A 17791-nucleotide genomic window follows, 5' to 3' on the forward strand; every position below is an offset into this window, starting at 1 on the left:
AGGACCTCAAATGGCGGATTAAAGGGAATTCTTCAAACGAACTGGCGTGAACGGTCAAAATGAGTGTTTTCGGTCCATCTCCGCACATGTTTCCTCCATCGCCTCGATTTCCTCCAAAGCCTGCTCAAGTGTGATGGGTTCGTAGAGGAGCTTTTCTTCTACATGCCCGACCATCGGGCTGTAGCCGCCATCACATTGGAAGAACTGTCCATTCCGTTCGAAAATGGCAACCCAGCCGTTGTCTTCGAAATCGGACCAGGCGTTGTAGTAGGCCAGTACGTAGCTGGCATCGTAACCTGGCATTTTGGTCAGTTCTTCCAGGGCTTCAAGGCGGTCGAAGTCGTAATGGGGCAGCGACATATTGTTCTTCCTGACAAGCTTCTCGGTCGATTTATCATGCGACGCCCTGAAATGGACAAGACGTCTCTGATGTTTGTTTTAAGCAACATAGACCGTTCTGGTTGCTATTGCCACGCGGAATGTGTGTTTAAACAAACATCTCTTGAAAATGCGGCTCATCTTTGCTAAATGTGTGTTGCAACAAACATTGAGCGTGATCTTTATGAGCGACTTGGTTTATCTGCAGTCTGCATCCGATCTCGGGAGCACCTTGAAGACGAGGAGAACAAGCCGCGCGATCAAGCAGGAGCAGCTTGCCTCGGTGGTCAACATCAGCCGCTATACCCTTGTTGATCTCGAAAGCGGCAAAAGCGATCCCCGTCTCTCGACGATTATCAAGCTTGCGGATGCCCTTGGGTTCAAACTGGCCCTGGTTCCTCGCGATATCGAAATTCAAACTCAGACTGCCGAAAGCCAGGGTATTGGTCTCGGAGAGGAGATTGATCTCGATAGCATTGAGGACATCGAGACCGCATGGAAGGGGGAATAATCGTGACCGAACTGTCTGTCTATCTCTACGGTGTGGAAACCGGCCGCTTTTCTCAAAGTGAGGACGGACAGATTGGGTTTGCCTACAAACCTGAATGGATCAAGGCCGCAGCAGCAGGCAAAGCCCATCCACTGTCCATATCCTTGCCTTTCAATGAGCAGCCAGCTCCTGGCGCGGCAGAGGCGTTTATAGCTGGACTCCTCCCTGATAGCCTGAAGCACAGGGAAATTCTCGCTGTTGAACTTGATCTCGGTAATGATCCAAGTGATATGGAGCTTCTTGCGAAGCTCGGCCGAGACTGCGCTGGCGCACTGGCGATTGTTCCTGTTGGTGAAAGCCTGGATACCGGCCACAAACCAATGGTGGAGTACCTCGGGGAAGAGCAGCTTGCTTCCTACATTGCCGCGTTGCCACGCCGCCCATTGCTAGTGGACGAGGAAGATGGCGTGATGCTGTCACTTGCTGGCGTGAACGACAAGGCAGCGGTCGTCGCGTCAAAGAACCGTATCGGTCTTCCCAAGCACGGTTTCCCTTCGACCCACATTATCAAGACCGATATTCCGGGCCTCAAGGACTCCATCAAAGTCGAGCACTTTTGCTTACGTATAGCAGAGTCATGCGGGCAGGATGTTCCGAAATCCGAGGTGAAGGTCGCCGGAGACCAGACATTTCTGTTGATCTGGCGCTACGACCGGCGTCTGGTTGCTGAACAGTCAGGGCCTCGCCTATACCGGCTGCACCAGGAGGACTTTTGCCAGGCGACCGGGTTCCGGCCCTCGCGCAAATATGAGCGCCATGGCGGTCCGAACTGGCAACTGTGCTTTCAGCTGATGAGCAGGACCTCCGATCCGGTTCGCTCCCGGGAAACCTTGCTTGACCGCGTCATCCTGCAATATCTGATCGGTAACCCTGACGCACACGGCAAGAACTATTCGCTCCTGTATGGCCGGTCTGGGGAGGTTCGCCTCGCCCCGCTGTATGATTTGAACAACGCGGAAGCGTTCCGGACCAACTTCAAAAGCGTGAAGCCGATCATGGCGATGTCAATTGGTGGAAACTTCGACAGAGATACGTTGACTATGGAGAACTGGGAAAAGTTCGCCGATGATTGCGGTCTGAATCCCGCTCTTGTGACTCGTCGCCTTGAGGAATTGGCTGCCGCCATCGTCGACAACGCGAAAGCCGTTCGTCAGGAACTGGCAGGAACACTCGCCGATACCCAGCTCCTTGATCTTGTGGTCGAGGATATCGCAAAGCGTGCTTCGATCTGGGTCGACCAGAGACCGTCTGTCAAACTCGGTTAGCTGCCTGTCCGAGCGGGGGCGCATTGGCCGAAAAGCCGGGGACTGCTGGACGACGCGAAGCTGCCCCGCGAGCAGTTCGTTTTCGGTTTTATCGGTGATTGCCATCGCCTGCGATCCTTTGGTGCTGAGGGCCTCTGCGTTTGCCCAATAAATGATTGCCGCCCTTCGCCGTGCCGCATCGATCTGTCAAAGGAATTGACCGAATTCCTCGCGATGTGTCCGCTTATCTGCCCGGCGTCCAAAGCGGCACGGTGTGCAGAGTTTGCCATTCATGGAATACGCCGAGGGCAAAGGTTGTCTCCGGCTCAACAACCCAGACCTTCTCGTCGTGCTGAGGCAGGATATTTTTCCGATAGCGAGGGTCGGCCCCATCGGCGATCACAACGGGTTCATGGCCGAACTGGTCCGCTGTTGCATCGACGATGACAGTGCTGCCATCCGGAAGTTTTCCTTCGACCCAGAAATGGGCTCGCCATTTACCTTCCTGGTCAACCAGCCCGCCTGGATAGCATTCGAGGTTGAGGTAGTCGCCAGCGTGTTCGTTCAGAGGACCGACATCTGATCCGTATCCTCCGGTGAACGCCCAGGCACAATCCGGAAAAGCGTGCCGCAAAGTATGCAACAGCGCTGCTGATCCGCTTCTGCAGCAGCCCGTCGTGTCCGAAGGTTCGCGTGTTCCTCGAAACAGTGAATCAACACGCTGGAGAAGGATCGGGCGAAATTCGGCTACGGTATCCTGGAGTTCTGCTCGCATAGGCAACATCCTACTATTTCGAAGATGCTCACAAGCCGGGCAGCAAGGATCAACGCGGCGTTCGGCGCGCGCTGCCGACGGGATAATCCAGCGTCGGCGCGTGTCGAATGAACTGGTAGTCTAATGACGTTTTCCAGGGGTCTCTCCCATGAAAGCACGACGCCAGTTGCCTCATGCGCCGCAAGGACGGCATCGGAAGAAACCGGGCCGGTCTCTGGAACTTCATGGAGGAAAAGTTGAGGGTGCCGTCCGGATGCCTGTTGAAATAGGTGATCGACATGCCGGGCATGTACTCGCTCCTGCCCTTGCAGGCCTGCACCGCAAGATCGCTGATCCGGGGAATATGAATGTGAAGGCCGCTGCAAATCCATAAGACGCTGTCGGGCTCAACCTGCCTGACGACACGGCCATAGAACGGGTAGTTGCCGTCCTTGTAGGTCACGACTGCGAATCTTCGTTCTCCGAAGCGCGTAGGATCGATCCTGTCAGGCCTTTACGAACCAAGTAATCCGTTGCCTTCGCCTTGAACGGGACATCGTCGGGCACATGTTTCAGCAACTTCCGCACGATCATTGCCAGGTCCTGGGCTTGCTGTTCCGCCTCGGACTTTTCAGTCAAGGGATCAGGGGAATTGGATCGCTTCCAGTTGTGGTCACCAGGGTACTCAAGAAGCTCCGCTAGAAATTCGATCTGTCCCTCGCCAGCGCAGAGTGTCGAAGTGTCAAGGAACATGCTGACTGGAAGAATCGCGTCAAATGCCTGCCGACCCCCGTGTGTCGTGTCTATCCAGGCGAAAAACTGCTCTCGGGTAATTTGCTTTGCTGTCATGAAGGTGAAGATTTCCCAGCGGGTGATCAGAAAAGGCTGATCGAGAAGGCTCAGGTTTTCAAGGAATTTCACCGTGATTTGGAGAATCTGCAGCGCGCTCCGCACATGACCCTTCAAAGCTGGCCATATGTGCATAGAAGGAGATCACGATGCGATCACGTCTGACAAAGCGAAAACTGCGTGCAATCATTGAAGCCCTGACAGCTCGAACGGCTGGCGGAATCGACCTTTACGACGATCCTGATGCCCCTCGCCCGGCGGATTATGAAGCGGCCTTACTCTGGGCGCTTGATGAAGAAAGTAGGCGGCAGCGGCCTTATGAACTCCGGATTTGCAAGGATACACGCGATTAGATGTCGATCACGAGGTTCGGAATGAAGCCGTTGCGCTCACGTTCATTGGAGAAACCGCGTGGATTGCAGATGAAACGTGTCCGCGCGCGACGATAATCAAGCGGCTGATGGACATGGCCGTATCGCTAAAGACAGGTCACGTGATGCTCTTTGGGGGTGCCGCCATTGAGGCTCTCAAAGTTCGAACCCGTTTCGAGTTGCAGCTGCTGCTATCCGAGCGCGGTATGAACAGGCACTTAAGCAGGAGGTTGCGGCTTGAAGCAGCCGACTTTGGCACACTTCTGCCAATAATTGCGGACCGGTAACGCTGAAAGCCCAACCTGGACTGGAATGGGCTTTCGTTCGGTGTCAAAACACGGTCTGTAGTTTTTCCTGATACACGCTTAGTCTCCTGGATCATATGGTGGATCGGGGTCCGGATCAGGATTCGGGTCCGGTATACTGTGTGTTTGGGTTCCTAGATGTCCACCCTCAGGTGCCACGGAGCAAAAACAATTGCAGGCAGTGAGCCAGGAGGGGTTTCCATCCTCGTCTATAACCTTCTTGGCGTACCATTTGGTCTTCGTGCTTTGGATGAAAATGGCCTCGTCACGTCCAACGAACCTGACAACATTGGCTCTTTCATCAAAGTCGGTCTTTTCCAGCAAGGCTGGATCGGAAGTAGGTGATTTACCCCAGACGGCCTCGCTGTAGTTCAAGCTTGGTCCAAGGAGGTGTTCGACATTTTGAGCTTTGATGACGTCAGCTAGCCTGGCAAAAACAGGACCGGCCTTGGTCACATCCAATTCTCGGACGAGTTGCCTATCTGAAAACTCCACAGGAACAAATTTGCCCTTGTTTAATTGCCAGCTGTTGCATTCGAAATCGGTGCCTGATGTTCTGGTTGCCGACGTAACGAGCGCAAAGCCTTCCTCGTCCTCCACAGCGGTTTCGTACATTATCTCAATGGCGTCGATTTCGTTGTGTTTGTGCAGCAGCCGGATACCGATTTCGTCCGCCAATCCGGCGTCGTAAATAACTTCGAGCAATTTCGATACCACAGCCTCACCGCCGCAGCGTCGAAGTTCGAGACTTGCATCCTTGATGTCCAGAAGGCTGTTGTAGCGTTCAGCGTGCGCTGTCGAAGCTGACTGTTGCATATCGTACCTCCGTAATCCGCCGTTTTGTTCGCTTCCTTATTGCGGGACCTTATCAAGCTCGTCGCATTTCGGGTTTCCAGACACTGCGCACAGTTGTTTGATCAGGTGCTTGAAATCGGTGCCGATGGCGTTGGCAATCCGCTCTTGTGCGAGAGGCTTAAGGCACGAATTTCCATCGGTCGCGGGTAGATTTTCGACAACGGTTTTGCAGTGCTGGACTACTTGTATGTAAAATGGTGAATCTTGAACTGTTTGATTATTTTTAAACTCACAGTGCATAACGTAATTGTTGTCTTCTACAACTGCGTATACGTCCTTGCCTTCATCGTTCTTTCGTTGTCCAAGGTCGTTATACTGAGGACACTTGTTGGTTTTCCCCGTAAATACATATTTTTTTGTTGCAGCAACGCAAGCGGCAATCTTCTGTTGCTTGCATCCCTCGTCCATCACCAAAATTTCTTTGGACGATACGTCTTGAGCATACGATGCACTTGCAGACATGCTCATCACTACCATGCCGACGAAAACTGTTGTCCTGATCATTTGATCCCTCACCTATTCCTGAGTTTGTCCGATTAGATCGACCTGGGCTATGGCCTTGTTGCTCATTAAGGCCGCCCGGAAGAACGCTGCCCCGTTGGTCTTCAACGCGTCATCCAGTGATGCAGACTGGAGAATGTTTTGGCTGGCGATCTGATCCCTGAGTTTAAAGATCGCGTCAGCGCCGAAATGATAGGCAACGATGTTCGAGCGAATTTCGGGTGGTGTCGGGAGTGCCAATTCCCAAGGCGCTCCGGCAGCATCCTTGATCTCGATGACCCAAGGTGATGCCCCCGCATCTGTTGGCTTTCTCCATTTGACCGGGAGGCCTGGCAGAGCTTCTCTGATATGGGTTCCGTCATTTGAGCGCAGAGCGAACGCATATTCAGGGATTGTCATTTTCGCCTGGATGAGCGCTTTGGTTACGAGATATCTGATGAAATTGGAGCGGAACCAAACGTTTTCGGCGAGAACGCAGGACACCGCTGCGTAGTTGTCGATTGTGTAATATTTGTCTTTGTCGTTGTTCTTAAACTTTGCGATTTCGCTGGGCTTGCATTCCCTGGTAGTCGTATCGACTTCCACGAACTTTATACCGGCCTCAGCCCCATATTTACCCTTTGTGGCGATGACATTATCAGTGAACGGCAAGGCATAGAGGCCCGCTGTGACGGTCTGCTGAGCTGATGCGATCTTGAGAATGTCGGCGTAATATTTCGGCCAGATGACGGCATCATCGTCTCGGTTTACTTCGGCCGTTCCGATTGCCAAATCTTCGACCGTTGCTAGCTCCCTGTATCCATCTTTTCGAACTTGCAGGCTGTCGTAGGGGGCAACAAATAGCGCATAGCCGACCAGCGTGCGTACCGCCAACGGGGACATATAGTGATCGACCGCCAGTTTCCCGTTGACGGTTTGATCTTGGGATGTGAGATGCCTATCCTTATCAACCCCTGAAGAGCATGAAACAGTCGGAACCTGCGCCTCAACAAAAGTTCGCGGCGTGTCCGAAAGCATGGCGAGTGCCCGGTCCATGCACCTCGTGTCAATCTGTTCGCCGAGGGACCGGAGGGTAATATCCAGCATACGCTGATATTTCGGTTCAGCAGGCGTCGCGTCTTTCCGAAGGATCGTGCTTTCCAGATAGATGTTCGGAACAACATACGTTGAATCAAAACTCTGCCCCTGCGGATCGATCTTTTTCGACTCGTTCAAGAAGTTCCGGCAACTCTTGTAGTGTTCGTAGCCCGTGGAATTGTCCCTGTTGAAATGAGCCATTCTCATTTCATATGACGGAAACAGGCCGTCTTTCATCCCATATAGGGAGGCACGGCTGACAAACTCTGCGCAGCTTTGAACTCGTGACTTATACCCAATGTCGACCTGGTTGCTGGCGATCAGATCGAGCTTGGCGTTTATCTTTTCAAGTTCTGACAGAATCTTATCCGTGCTGTCTTTTAATTGATTAGAAAGCTCGTCCAGCTTCTGCAACGTCTGTTTTTGGAGAGCGATAATTCTATTCAGCTGTGCCATGATCGCGGCACTTTCGCCCCCACCCCCTCCGCCGAAAAGACTGTTTGCACCACCAACGGCCCCCATCCAGTTTTGGAGTGCAAGGTTAGATGCGATGTTCACGACAGCGCTGGCTGTATTGATGTTTTTTGAGAAGTTTTGAATGTCTATCGGCAAGCCGAGATTATAGGCGAGCCTGCCGATAGCTCCCGCATCTCCAAGCCTTTCCAGTGCTTTGTCGCGAAGGTTATGAATCTTGACTGTCGCCTCCAGGCCTTCCCTGAGTTCTTCGCGCTTCTGCCCCTGTACCGAACTGAGGAAACCTTCATTTAGGGCCGCCAAGCGCTCGCGCGGAGACATTTGACGCCACATTTGTGATTGGATTGCCTTGACATCCCCCTTCACCGCAGCGACATCGGCCTTCACGGCGGAGACCTCGGTTTCCATTGTATGGATGGAGGTTTTCACGGTCTTCTCCAGACCGTCAAACTGTTCTTTGATCTCTTTTCTAAAGGTCTGAACTTCCTTCAATGTCTTGCCAATCTGATCGGCGTTATCGGCGATTTGTCCCTGTAGTTTTTCCAGATCGGTCTTGCGTTCCTGCCTAGTTTGTTTTGCGAAACGCTCCAGGGCGTCTTTAACGATGTCAGTTTTTGCATTTATAAACTCGTCGCGAGCTTCCTTCGACAATGCGACCAGGCCAAATTTGTTGAAGAAGTCGCCCTCGCTACTGGTGAAAAGAGACTTCATCGCCTCGCTTGCTTCTTCAGGCGTATCAATCCCGGCCTTCATCCACTTGTCGCGGGTCGCCTTATCCGCGCTTGCAACGGCCGCTTGAACCACCTCAGTGATGCTTCTGGAATATTCGCGCTCAACGATTGCGGTTTGCTTCTTTACCTCCCGCTCGTCAGCCCTGGTCCCCATGTTCGCTAGAATGGATGTGATCAAAGGCACACCCTCTGCCTTTTTTCCGTTCAAGCCAGACAGCAGTGACGTGACCGAGCGAAAGTCTCGGGAGTCATCTTCGATCTCTTTTTTCTTTTGATTGTATTTAATCGTCGCTTCACCAACGCCCTGCAGGATCATGGCAACAGGATTGTCGTCAGACGGACTGTTTCCATCCGCCCCTCCGCTTGTCGCTGACACGGACCTTGTTATGTCACGCTCAGCCAGGATATCGGTCTCCGCACCGATGATGGAAAGCACCGATATTGGAAGTCTACCTGTTGTGCCCTGTTCAAACGCATCGCGATAAACAAAGTTGGGCGCGGGCATGGGTTCTGCACCTGGCAGGACGTCAGCGGCGAATAGAAGCTGCGGAAAGGCGACGGAACTTAGAGCAACCGCCAGAAATTCCAGCTTTTTTCTCATCTTGAGTCCCCCAACTCCCTATGGCCTTGAAGCGCAAGATATCCAATTCAACTTTAACGTCAACAGGTACTTATATACTCGTAGGCTTAGACCGTCCTTTCCGGGGCAACGGTCAACCTGCTCGATGGATTCAGGTATCGGCTGATCGAAATCGTGAACGTATGGGACGGACAATCGTTGTCGGACAAAGCTTTTGCACACTCAATGGGAATTTTCCTGCACATGCGCAAAACATTCATCGCCATCCTCGCTCTAGGTCTTCTTGCCCCTCACTCTGTCTCCGCTGAGGCAAACGGGGCCGTACTACAAGTGCCCACGGGGGCTCCAGGTGTTTATGGCGACATCAATGACACCGGCCGAATAAGCCTGCTCCCCGATAACGAACCCAAGTCAAAGCTTGGACCAGGGCATTTACTAACCTTCACCACCTGCATCGAGTTGAGCGAGTGCAAAACAACATATGACAGCCCATATAAGACCCCGTCTCAGGAAGGCTAAGAGGCAGCCTTACTCTGGGCGCTGGAGGAGGAAGCTCGTCGGCAGCGACCTCTGTGATCCTTGCATTTCTGGAACTGCACTCCGGATTTGCAAGGATGCACGTACTCAGATGTCGATCACGAGGTTCGGAATGAAGCCGTTGCGCTCGCGCTCATTGGAGAAGCCGCGCGGGTTGCAGATGAAGCGTGTCCGCGCGCGACGATAATCGAACGGCTGATGGACATGGCCATGAATCCAGAAGTCTGGTCCGCAGGCGTCGACCAGTTCCGACAGGTCGCTGGCATAAGCGGCATTGCTGATCGAACTGGCAAATCTCCTGTCTACTGAATCCGGCAGCGGCGCATGGTGGCTGACGACGACGGTTCGACCGTCGAACGGTCTGCGAAGCTCCTGTTCGAAATATGCCCGGCTCTCGAAATGTCGACGGATTGTCTCGTCCGGTGTCAGCAAATGGGTGTCCCCATCACTGCTCAGGATTTCAGTGTAGTCCGCGACGTGCTTTTTCATTTCCAGCTTGGCGACCTCAACCCGAAGGTCTCGGGGCAGCTCCGCCTCATCGCCGACTTCGAGCGCAAAGTCGGTCCACAGAGTTGCGCCGATGAAGCGAACGTCTCCCATGACGAAGGTGTCATTCTCAAGGAAGTGAATTCCTGTCCCTTGGACGCGCCGTCGCGTTCTGGCAATCGCCTTGTTGATGGAAAGCCCGAAATATTCGTGGTTTCCGAGCGTCACCACGACCGGCATGATCGGCTCGATATCGGTCAGAAGGAAATCAATTGCGGTTGACAGCGTTCCGGAGGTGTCTCCCGCAACGATGCAGACGTCGGCGTCCGGCACCGGAAAAGGCGCGGACGTGATCATCCCGGGCATCCTTGTCAGATGAATATCAGATACGATCCACGCCTTCATAAGTCACTCATTTCGTTCGCAATTCTTCGCATATAGGTCGTTTCGTCCGGAGTTGAAAGCACGGCTCCTTGTTTACCCTTGCAGCGCGGCGGGTCATGCTCGTTCAAATAACCGAGGGCAGGAAATGTCAGCGAGAACTCCTTTTTATAAACGCACGCTCGACAGCTTCGCGGACCACATCATAACCCGCGCGAGACGCTACGGCGATGGTTTTCACGCCGTTCTCGATTGTGGCTTTGACAGCTACGTCGGTGATCCGGATTTTTCTCCTCATGGCTATGGTAAGACAAAGGAAGAGGCTGCTCGCAGGTCAGCCGCTGCAATCCGTAATGATGCGATAGGAATTGGGAAATTTGCGCCACATTCCCTGCTGGTCCCAGGATACGAGCTTAACTTTCGTTTGATGAAGCACTGGGATATGAAGGAACGCTTTGAAAAGGTCGGCCTCGATCCAAATGAAATGTATTTCATTGCTGATGATGCAGCCAACAACAGCAAGTGGGAGCTGGACGGCCATCATCTGGCAGTCTGGACGGAGAAACGTCTTCTGGAGTTCGTATTTCGCCTCAATATGGCTGAGGTCGCAGCTGAGGTTCAGGCAGGTGATCTTGGCCTCGATGCCGTGCGTGACGAAGTCGTCAAGCGCGTGAAGGACAACCGGGAAAATGGTCGTCATCGCACCAGGCCGACCGACGCGACCTGGCGTCGTATGGATCAGCGGATCGATGAATACCTCGCCGCCAATTCGCTGCTACCAGCTCCGTCCCTGTGACCTTTGATCTTGCAGTAAGCCAGGCCATACTCCTGCTGAAAGCAAGGAGCTGAACTATGGACCGACTTTACGAAGCAGTGGCCGCCCTCAAGCACGGCTACGAGGTTGAAGAAAAGAGCATGTACGACAACGGCATGATCGGCTATGCCGAGACGCTGACAAGCCATCATGACGAGTTGATCGAGGCGCTGGCAACGGCCGCAGCCTTCAATGACCTGGTTAAATCCCTTGGCGAGAAGCTGGGACCGGAGATCGTTGCCAGCCTGAACAAGAAGGTCGACGAACATCGCTCCGAAATCCTGGCGTCTGGCCCAGTTGTTGCTGGTCCGAAAATTTGAACTTTGCGAATAGCCCTCATAAATGATGAGGGCTATTCGGTTAAGGTCGCCACCTCCAAGACTGGGCCTGGAAATGTCTAAAGAAAAACAGCCTCGAATTATTGGCTATCCAGACTATCCGGTCGAATCGGCATTAAGAACATTTTCATCATAAACGGAATTGACGGTTGACCATTCCGTACGCGGCTGGCACAACAAAAAGAACATATGATGAACATCCGGTGCGCAGCTGAAATATCTCAAGGCATACAGGTTCAAGCTTTATCCGAACAAGCAGCAAGCCAATGCCTTTGCGCGACATGCTGGTGCGTGTCGCTGGCTCTGGAATCATCTGCTGGCCCTGCAGAAGCAACATTATGCAGAGACGAAGAAATTCATCTTCTTCCATGACATGTCGAAGATGCTACCTGGGCTCAAAGACCAGTATGAATGGCTGTCGGAAGCTCCTAGCAACAGCCTGGTTCGGGTCTGCCGCAACCTCGATTCAGCTCTAAAGAAATGCTTCAAAGAAGGAGCGGGTTTTCCCCGCTTCAAGGTCAGAGGCAGGAGCCGCGAATCCTTCTACGTCATTAACCAGCAACTGCGTATTGAAAAGGACCGGAGCAAGGTCTTCCTGCCGAAGACCGGCGAGGTCAAGTTCCGGTCCGGACGTCTAACCGAAGGGGTTGTAGCAGGCGCGAACGTCTCCTGGACCGGCAGAGGCTGGGAGCTGACTATCCAATGCAAGATCGAGCAGGACGTTTCTGTCGTCGTTCCCAAGGCCGAAACGGTGCTGGGCGGTGACTTCGGGTTGAAGGAATTGTTGGTTCGCTCCGACGGCGTCAAGGTGAAGCCGCCAAAGAGCCTACGCAAGACGTTGAAACGTCTGCGTCGCGCCCAGAAGAGCCTGTCACGCCGCACGAAAGGCGGCAAGAACAGAGCGCGTCAGGCGCGGCTCGTAGGGAGAATCCATGCCAAGGTCCGCGACCACCGGCGCGATGTCCAGCACAAAACCACCTCAGCTTTGGTAAGAGCCGCATCAGCGGTGGTCACCGAAAACCTCAACATCAAAGGAATGGTGAAGAACCGCCACCTGGCCCTGTCTATCTCTGATGCAGGCTGGGGTGAGATGAACCGGCAGATCACCTACAAGTGCGAGTGGGCTGGCAAGCAGCACATCAAGGCAGGTCAGTTTGAACCAACGACGCAAACCTGCTCTGCGTGTTATTTGAGAAAAACAGGAGACGACAAGCTGCGTCTCCAGCATCGCACCTTCAGGTGCGACTGCGGTCTGGTCATGGACCGAGACCTCAATGCGGCGATGAACCTGCGCCGCCTCGGGCTCCAGGCCCTTGGATTACAACATGTCAATAAAGACGTAGGGCAGGCTATGCCCGAACGAGCTGCGCGACGAAAACGTCGCAAAGCTGACGCCTGTGGAGAGGCCTCTGGCGGGAGGGTTGCATCAGCAACCCTTAGTCATGCTTCGCGGAAACAGGAACCGGCTCGAAGTTCGACCGAACTTTCCGGATAGCCCAGGTTTAAGTGCCCGGACACCGGCACCTTGTTCCGGCCCATGTCGTTCTGTTTGGCGAAGTCGCCCCTCTTTATCTGCTGTTGCGCAAGACGCTAGGCAGTATTGGCCGCGATGACCTGCTGATCGTGATCGGAACCCAGGGCGGGGTTGTCCGCATCGATGACCTGGTCTGGGCCCTGCCCTGCAAGAAGGTGCTGAACAACCTCCATGACAGCGAGCATATCGATCATCAGAACTACGATCACTACTTGAAAATGCCAGCTGCCGAGGCTGCGTCACGCATTGTCGAGATCACCACTCGACACCTCGGCGCTAGTCAAACTCAAAACTTTGGTATCGATGCAAAATCGGCTTGACCTTCCGGGTGTCGGCACTGATCGTAAGGTTCAATATTAAATGGTCTGACTCCTGCAAAGCGGCGGAGTGTTAAGTGCGGATACGAGCTAATGACCGAAATCACTGAAGATAGAGCTGACCATGTCTTGAGTTTGCAGCTCATACCGTGGAAGGACATCGAGAGCCTTGTTAAACGTCTTCGCCTTATTCAGGACGATATGGACGACGGCAGCAACTTCGGCCGGGTTGATGCCATGTCTATTGGTGTCGCTGCAAATATTCTGGAATCCCTGGGAAAGCCAAGTGTCAGTGTTCTGAGCCAGGCGGCAAAAATTGCTGCAGAGAAGCGCTCAGATTGGAGTCAGGACAGCGTGCCGGAGGCTATCGTCGAGACCGCTCATCTGTCCGCGCTGGAAGCCATGTTGAGGACGTTCAGTGAGATTGGCGCACGTGAGACCTTCTGGCCTGCCCCTGTCTACGACGCCTGGAGGCAGTGCCACAAGATCGGTGACCACGCTTACAGTGAAGACGAGGCCCAGGCGAAGCTGATCGCCGAGAACGTAAATGCCTATCTCGCCGCCGGTGAGCCTTACATGGCAGAGGACGACAGGGGTCGCCCGGAGGTCTGGAAGTTGCTCGGCGAGGACGTCTGGTTCATCGACGATGTCGGCTATTCCGATGATGAGACGAAGGCAAATCTAATCGCTGCGGCTTTCGCGTGGCGAAAGGAGCTGTCAGAGGCTCCGTGACGGCGGTTCGTCATCCATCATGTGCTCGACCGGGTCAAGGCGACCTTCTTTGATCGCCTGCTCGGTCGCTAGCCTGGACCTCAGGTAATGCTCGGAAGCATTTTCGGGGATCGGCAGGCCGAGGACTGCATCGCCCGTGCCTAGCAATGCATCAAGCTTTTCTGGTGTTCTTTCGGCCATGTTTATCCCCTGATCAGATACGTGGTCCGCTGAAGCCATCGCCTTCTGCGATGCCTGACGCCCACTCTCGTTCAAGGCGCGCGTCCTCGCGTGCGATGAATTCAGTAGCGCGCCGGTCCCGGACGCGCCAGTACATCTGGTGATTTGCTGGTTCCACACCGTGTTCTGCGAAGACAGCGGCATAGGCCTCTTCGCCTTTTACCATTGCCAGTGTGTTGCAATCCTCTGCCAGCAGGCCGTGCCACTTGCTGTCCTTGTAGTCGGCATCGAAAGCGGCGTCCGCAGCCTGAATTGCTAGAATTTCGACTTCACTCAGCTCTTTGGTCATGGTCGGGTTCCTGCGTCTTGCAATGCTTATATGGTGGGTTGGCCCTCTGCATCAAGCAAATCTGGCCACGTCTGGGTGAGTGGTAGATTGTACCCGGCAAGAGCGGACAGCGCGTGTACAACTGATTTAGCGTGATCTAACCCAATGCCGTATTCCTTGAGAAAGGCGACTTGAAGCTTCACATCGACCTCTGAAAAGAACGCGAATACCGCTGGGTCGTTCCGGGTGGCAACACCAGGTTCGTTGATAAGCGCGGCAAGGTCGTTTGCGTCATAGTGCGTCCCGTATGGGGCATTCACGGTCGAACACACGAGATGCCCCACTCGTGACGGCAGAGATCGTGGGACAGAGATTGTTCGCGCCATAGTGACACGGCCTTCGTTCATCATGGCTGCGAAGACGGCCAGCGCCTTTTCCTTGCGTTGCTCCTCGGTTTCCCCGGGTTTCGGTCCATTCACGAATCCCTTAAGCAACTTGGCTGATGTGATCTTGCCCTTCATGATGGTCCTCAGGATATGCCTTTGTTGAGGGTCGCTCCAAAAACGACGAAATGGAAGCCCACTTGATGTGGCTGGCAATCCGGGCTCTCATTGATTGACGGGCATTATTCGAGAGCGATCCATGTTTGAGAAATCCAGTTACAAGAAGCTTTATCGCGGCACCCGTTGGTTCGAGGATATCGAGGAGGCATCGAGCTTTTTGGTTTGTGTTCAGGTGAATGATGACGAGAGCGTTCCGTCTTCGTTATCGAACGCTACGGTCCGCCCACAGGATCGTAACGACATTTTCTACGAGCGCGGCTTCATCCACGCCGACGTTCAGGCCAAGGACTTCGCGGCGTTGGACGCCGATCCTGATATTATCCTTTGGAACGTCGCACGTAAGGTTGGACCCGTCGAATTTTCAGACGATCAAATATGGGCTGCTCTGCAGCAATATGAGTGCGAGTTTCGAATGATGCAGCCGATAAACCCGGAGACACGCCTCGAATTCAAGGAGCGCGATCCCATCGGATACATCGAGTGCATGTCCGGCATGGAGCGGGTCCTCTACCGGGCAATCGGCTACTACTGACGCTGTGCGCCGGGATTACGCCTCGGCTTCCGCGAGGAGTTCAGCCACGCTGTTTACAGCCTCGACCTCGATCTGGAATTCCTCGGCAAGGAACTTGATGGTGTCGTCATACTTCCCAGGCTGAGCAATGCTCATTTTCCTGAAGTCACTGCGCGGCCGGTCACGGAAGCGTCCTCCACCTTCGAAGGTGTGAACCACATCAGAGTTCGGCCCGTGCTTATCCAGAAATGCACACACAATGAACCCGTGGTCCAACATGAATACGCCGCGCTTCTTGGGGTTGACCTCAGGATGCTCGAAACGACCGCCGCGCGCGTTCCCTGACAGGGTGCCGTGTGGTCTTTCTTCGCAGAAGCGCTTTTCGAAGTCCGGGAATTGCTGCGCTACCTGTTGCCAGGCAGTTTCTTCATCGACCGCGTCGATCCAGGCGCAGATCGTACCACCCGAAACGTAAAAGACGTCGAAGGAATCGTCCTCATCTTCGTCCTCACTCTCCTGGACTTCATCCTTTGACCCGTCGGTAATTTGCAGCAGATCGAGGTTCGCGAAGATTTTGGAGTGTTCTGGAAGGTTCGCAGCGCGTGGATCATCCTTCATGCTGGGGCGAAGACGACCATCGCTTGTGGAGCCTGTTTGCCAGTAGAAAAACGGCGCTTCTTCAGGCCAGTCTTCGAGCCACGATGTCCAACTGATCCAGAAACGCTTCAGGCCTTTGGCCGGTGCGTTTTCGTACTGCTCTACAAGGGATGGTCTCTGGTCGGACATGGGAACTCCTGTTTTCTATTTATTTAGAAGCCCGTGCGACTTTTACGAGGGAAAATCGTCTGAGGTGCCAGTTTCTCAGCGGTGTTTCAGCCGAATGCGCTCGACATGCTCGTGAACGAGGGTCTCGACCTTTGCCGCAGCCGTAGAAGCTTGCTCAAAGAAACAGTGCTGAAACAGGAGTCCGTTGATGTGCTCGCTCTCATGGAGATTGACGAGAATCTTCGGGCAATCCGCCTTGCTGCAAAGCCAATCCACGGGAAGAACGTTGCCTTGGGTGCCGATCACGATGATCAGGTCGTCACGTCGAATGTGTTTGAAGATTTTGTTCAGCTTGGCATAGCGGGGCGCGTATTCACCAAACAGAACGACATCAGGTCTGTAGAGGCTATTGCCTTTGCTGCGGAACTGGTAGCCGAGATCGCCTGCTTGGTCTGCAGGCCCGCTCCAGTAACGGCTGTAGCCAATGTCGACTATATCCTTATGATTGCCGAGCGCTCGTATCTTTCGAAGCTCGCCGTGCAGGTGGACGACCTCCGGGCTCCCTGCCCGTTCGTTGAGGTCGTCGAAGTTCTGGGTCAGATGGATAGTCTGAACCCCATAGGCCAGCTGTATCCTCACAATCATCTTATGAGCGGGATTGGGTGCGTAGGAGCCCAGGCCAACCCGGAGGTCATCGCAAAACGGTGAACCAAGTCGGGATGGGATTTCAGAGTTTCCTTCGACATGAGGTCTTCACCCTTCATGCCGTTATAAAGCCCTTCCGCGCCACGGAACGTGCGCATACCACTGTCCGCCGACAGGCCTGCACCGGTCAGAAAGATAATCTTCGGTTTTCTGTTGCTGGGTCTCAATGGAATTCTCAGGAGGCATTCGCTCTCCAAAGTATCCGGCCTCATGCTGCAACGTGTCAACGCTAGCATCAGGCGATGTGCCGATAACACCTATTATCGGCGCATTTTGACACCCAATCCAGATTTATTGATTTTTGCTCCGATTGCGCGGAGAGTCAGTGAACAAAGAAATGGAGTTACGGCATGTCTCTCGATTACAACGCTCACGCACGCGCCCTCATCGCAAACAACATGACAGAGGACGATGTCTACAAGCACGTTTTTCAACTGCGGTCGCTGGTGGCAGAACTCCTGTCTGATGAGGCAGTCGAGATCGCTCCAGAGAAACGCGAACAGCTACAGGCTAGTTCAGAGGCTTTGAGAAAAGTCCTCACACCAATGTTTCATCCCGTCGGCATCCACAGCGATCCCTTCGTTCCTCGTTATGCGGGTGAACAAATCCGTTATTTCGCGGACGAGAGAGGCCTGGCGGTTCTTGTCGCGGATAAAGATGGCCAAGGCGTCATGTATCCCGACTTTCACCTGTCGAGCGATGTATTGAAAGTCGATTCCGACTACGTGCAGGAGCGTTTGAAGGCCAAGGCTGGTGAATGGGAATTGCCTTTCAAAGAGTCGTACGTTGTCGTAGATGCCGCACTTGAGCAAAAGCTGGCGGAAGCTTACGAAGCTGCAAATCCTGCGCCGGGACCTACCCTTTAAACTCCCTGGCTGAGCTTACTCGACCGAAGTTTGGGTGGCTGCTCTATCCATCCCCAGCCCGTTGGCACGGGGGTGGATAAGTTTGA

22 protein-coding genes are annotated in these 17791 nt (G+C 53.8%); 9 read left to right on the plus strand and 13 right to left on the minus strand.

The annotated features are described in order from the left end of the window. Positions 1-54: 54 nt before the first annotated feature. Positions 55-360, minus strand: a complete 306-nt coding sequence (locus FFR93_RS02615) for a hypothetical protein (protein WP_138391809.1) — start codon at positions 358-360, stop codon at positions 55-57. 148 nt (positions 361-508) lie between these two features. Here FFR93_RS02615 and FFR93_RS02620 point away from each other — a divergent pair, with 148 nt between their 5' ends. Together FFR93_RS02620 and FFR93_RS02625 are read left to right on the plus strand one after the other, a co-directional pair. Beyond that, positions 509-889, plus strand: a complete 381-nt coding sequence (locus FFR93_RS02620; protein ID WP_246661282.1) for a helix-turn-helix domain-containing protein — start codon at positions 509-511, stop codon at positions 887-889. Between the two features lie 2 nt (positions 890-891). Then, positions 892-2193, plus strand: coding sequence for a type II toxin-antitoxin system HipA family toxin (locus FFR93_RS02625; RefSeq protein ID WP_171049037.1), 1302 nt, complete (start codon positions 892-894; stop codon positions 2191-2193). A gap of 223 nt (positions 2194-2416) precedes the next feature. Here the strand turns inward: FFR93_RS02625 and FFR93_RS02630 are convergent, their stop codons facing one another. The 7 genes from FFR93_RS02630 to FFR93_RS02660 form a co-directional block, all read right to left on the minus strand. Then, on the minus strand, positions 2417-2947 hold the full coding sequence (locus tag FFR93_RS02630) for a hypothetical protein (protein WP_138391811.1): 531 nt from the start codon (positions 2945-2947) through the stop codon (positions 2417-2419). Between the two features lie 49 nt (positions 2948-2996). Then, positions 2997-3389, minus strand: a complete 393-nt coding sequence (locus tag FFR93_RS02635; protein WP_138391812.1) for a hypothetical protein — start codon at positions 3387-3389, stop codon at positions 2997-2999. Beyond that, positions 3386-3880, minus strand: a complete 495-nt coding sequence (locus FFR93_RS02640; RefSeq protein WP_138391813.1) for a RecX family transcriptional regulator — start codon at positions 3878-3880, stop codon at positions 3386-3388. The genes FFR93_RS02635 and FFR93_RS02640 overlap by 4 nt, the downstream gene beginning before the upstream one ends. 631 nt (positions 3881-4511) lie before the next feature. After that, a complete protein-coding gene (locus FFR93_RS02645; protein WP_138391814.1) occupies positions 4512-5267 on the minus strand; it encodes a hypothetical protein in 756 nt (251 codons plus the stop codon). 36 nt (positions 5268-5303) lie between these two features. After that, the gene (locus FFR93_RS02650; RefSeq protein ID WP_138391815.1) at positions 5304-5810 is read right to left on the minus strand and encodes a hypothetical protein; all 507 of its coding nucleotides are present in this window, start codon (positions 5808-5810) and stop codon (positions 5304-5306) included. A 12-nt stretch (positions 5811-5822) separates the two neighbouring features. Beyond that, a complete protein-coding gene (locus FFR93_RS02655) occupies positions 5823-8690 on the minus strand; it encodes a hypothetical protein (RefSeq protein ID WP_138391816.1) in 2868 nt (955 codons plus the stop codon). A gap of 603 nt (positions 8691-9293) precedes the next feature. Continuing rightward, entirely contained in the window at positions 9294-10097 is an 804-nt protein-coding gene (locus FFR93_RS02660; protein ID WP_138391817.1) for a metallophosphoesterase, read from the minus strand. 124 nt (positions 10098-10221) lie between these two features. On the opposite strand from FFR93_RS02660, the gene FFR93_RS02665 reads away from it, so the two are divergent. From FFR93_RS02665 to FFR93_RS02690, 5 genes are all read left to right on the plus strand, one after another. Then, positions 10222-10869 (plus strand): hypothetical protein, encoded by a 648-nt coding sequence (locus FFR93_RS02665; RefSeq protein ID WP_138391818.1) that lies wholly within the window; start codon positions 10222-10224, stop codon positions 10867-10869. A 56-nt stretch (positions 10870-10925) separates the two neighbouring features. Continuing rightward, positions 10926-11207 carry a hypothetical protein gene (locus tag FFR93_RS02670; RefSeq protein ID WP_138391819.1) on the plus strand — a complete coding sequence of 94 codons (282 nt, stop codon included), beginning with the start codon at positions 10926-10928 and terminating at the stop codon, positions 11205-11207. A gap of 229 nt (positions 11208-11436) precedes the next feature. Next, complete coding sequence (locus tag FFR93_RS02680) at positions 11437-12720, plus strand: transposase (protein ID WP_246661283.1); 1284 nt, start codon at positions 11437-11439, stop codon at positions 12718-12720. A gap of 11 nt (positions 12721-12731) precedes the next feature. Continuing rightward, positions 12732-13079 (plus strand): hypothetical protein, encoded by a 348-nt coding sequence (locus tag FFR93_RS02685; RefSeq protein WP_138391821.1) that lies wholly within the window; start codon positions 12732-12734, stop codon positions 13077-13079. A gap of 90 nt (positions 13080-13169) precedes the next feature. After that, on the plus strand, positions 13170-13808 hold the full coding sequence (locus FFR93_RS02690) for a hypothetical protein (RefSeq protein WP_138391822.1): 639 nt from the start codon (positions 13170-13172) through the stop codon (positions 13806-13808). Here the strand turns inward: FFR93_RS02690 and FFR93_RS02695 are convergent. The 3 genes from FFR93_RS02695 to FFR93_RS02705 are packed head-to-tail and all read right to left on the minus strand — an operon-like array spanning position 13794 to position 14816. After that, positions 13794-13988: a hypothetical protein gene (locus FFR93_RS02695; protein ID WP_138391823.1), complete on the minus strand. Its 195-nt coding sequence runs from the start codon at positions 13986-13988 to the stop codon at positions 13794-13796. The two genes, FFR93_RS02690 and FFR93_RS02695, sit on opposite strands and share 15 nt — an antisense overlap. A gap of 13 nt (positions 13989-14001) precedes the next feature. Further along, complete coding sequence (locus FFR93_RS02700; RefSeq protein WP_138391824.1) at positions 14002-14316, minus strand: hypothetical protein; 315 nt, start codon at positions 14314-14316, stop codon at positions 14002-14004. A gap of 26 nt (positions 14317-14342) precedes the next feature. Beyond that, complete coding sequence (locus FFR93_RS02705; protein ID WP_205910722.1) at positions 14343-14816, minus strand: hypothetical protein; 474 nt, start codon at positions 14814-14816, stop codon at positions 14343-14345. Between the two features lie 121 nt (positions 14817-14937). Here FFR93_RS02705 and FFR93_RS02710 point away from each other — a divergent pair, with 121 nt between their 5' ends. Beyond that, positions 14938-15390, plus strand: coding sequence for a hypothetical protein (locus FFR93_RS02710; RefSeq protein WP_138391825.1), 453 nt, complete (start codon positions 14938-14940; stop codon positions 15388-15390). Positions 15391-15405: 15 nt separating this feature from the next. On the opposite strand, the gene FFR93_RS02715 is transcribed toward FFR93_RS02710, so the two are convergent. Both FFR93_RS02715 and FFR93_RS02720 read right to left on the minus strand, forming a co-directional pair. Further along, on the minus strand, positions 15406-16155 hold the full coding sequence (locus tag FFR93_RS02715) for a hypothetical protein (protein ID WP_138391826.1): 750 nt from the start codon (positions 16153-16155) through the stop codon (positions 15406-15408). A gap of 75 nt (positions 16156-16230) precedes the next feature. Then, positions 16231-16860 (minus strand): Sir2 family NAD-dependent protein deacetylase, encoded by a 630-nt coding sequence (locus tag FFR93_RS02720; RefSeq protein WP_348640318.1) that lies wholly within the window; start codon positions 16858-16860, stop codon positions 16231-16233. A 329-nt stretch (positions 16861-17189) separates the two neighbouring features. Between FFR93_RS02720 and FFR93_RS02730 the strand changes: the two genes are divergently transcribed. Next, the gene (locus tag FFR93_RS02730) at positions 17190-17705 is read left to right on the plus strand and encodes a hypothetical protein (protein ID WP_138391829.1); all 516 of its coding nucleotides are present in this window, start codon (positions 17190-17192) and stop codon (positions 17703-17705) included. The last annotated feature ends 86 nt before the right edge of the window (positions 17706-17791 follow it).

It is taken from the genome of Rhizobium sp. MHM7A (genome assembly GCF_005862215.1).
GTDB classification, from domain to species: Bacteria; Pseudomonadota; Alphaproteobacteria; order Rhizobiales; family Rhizobiaceae; genus Rhizobium; species Rhizobium bangladeshense.

Excerpts from the sequence above, each read along its gene's own strand:
- FFR93_RS02615 (WP_138391809.1), bottom strand. The coding sequence starts at position 360 with ATGTCGCTGCCCCATTACGACTTCGACCGCCTTGAAGCCCTGGAAGAA.
- FFR93_RS02620 (WP_246661282.1), top strand. The coding sequence starts at position 509 with ATGCGGCTCATCTTTGCTAAATGTGTGTTGCAACAAACATTGAGCGTG.
- FFR93_RS02630 (WP_138391811.1), bottom strand. The coding sequence starts at position 2,947 with ATGCGAGCAGAACTCCAGGATACCGTAGCCGAATTTCGCCCGATCCTT.
- FFR93_RS02645 (WP_138391814.1), bottom strand. The coding sequence starts at position 5,267 with ATGCAACAGTCAGCTTCGACAGCGCACGCTGAACGCTACAACAGCCTT.
- FFR93_RS02650 (WP_138391815.1), bottom strand. The coding sequence starts at position 5,810 with ATGATCAGGACAACAGTTTTCGTCGGCATGGTAGTGATGAGCATGTCT.
- FFR93_RS02655 (WP_138391816.1), bottom strand. The coding sequence starts at position 8,690 with ATGAGAAAAAAGCTGGAATTTCTGGCGGTTGCTCTAAGTTCCGTCGCC.
- FFR93_RS02660 (WP_138391817.1), bottom strand. The coding sequence starts at position 10,097 with ATGAAGGCGTGGATCGTATCTGATATTCATCTGACAAGGATGCCCGGG.
- FFR93_RS02665 (WP_138391818.1), top strand. The coding sequence starts at position 10,222 with ATGTCAGCGAGAACTCCTTTTTATAAACGCACGCTCGACAGCTTCGCG.
- FFR93_RS02670 (WP_138391819.1), top strand. The coding sequence starts at position 10,926 with ATGGACCGACTTTACGAAGCAGTGGCCGCCCTCAAGCACGGCTACGAG.
- FFR93_RS02690 (WP_138391822.1), top strand. The coding sequence starts at position 13,170 with ATGACCGAAATCACTGAAGATAGAGCTGACCATGTCTTGAGTTTGCAG.
- FFR93_RS02695 (WP_138391823.1), bottom strand. The coding sequence starts at position 13,988 with ATGGCCGAAAGAACACCAGAAAAGCTTGATGCATTGCTAGGCACGGGC.
- FFR93_RS02700 (WP_138391824.1), bottom strand. The coding sequence starts at position 14,316 with ATGACCAAAGAGCTGAGTGAAGTCGAAATTCTAGCAATTCAGGCTGCG.
- FFR93_RS02705 (WP_205910722.1), bottom strand. The coding sequence starts at position 14,816 with ATGAAGGGCAAGATCACATCAGCCAAGTTGCTTAAGGGATTCGTGAAT.
- FFR93_RS02710 (WP_138391825.1), top strand. The coding sequence starts at position 14,938 with ATGTTTGAGAAATCCAGTTACAAGAAGCTTTATCGCGGCACCCGTTGG.
- FFR93_RS02715 (WP_138391826.1), bottom strand. The coding sequence starts at position 16,155 with ATGTCCGACCAGAGACCATCCCTTGTAGAGCAGTACGAAAACGCACCG.
- FFR93_RS02730 (WP_138391829.1), top strand. The coding sequence starts at position 17,190 with ATGTCTCTCGATTACAACGCTCACGCACGCGCCCTCATCGCAAACAAC.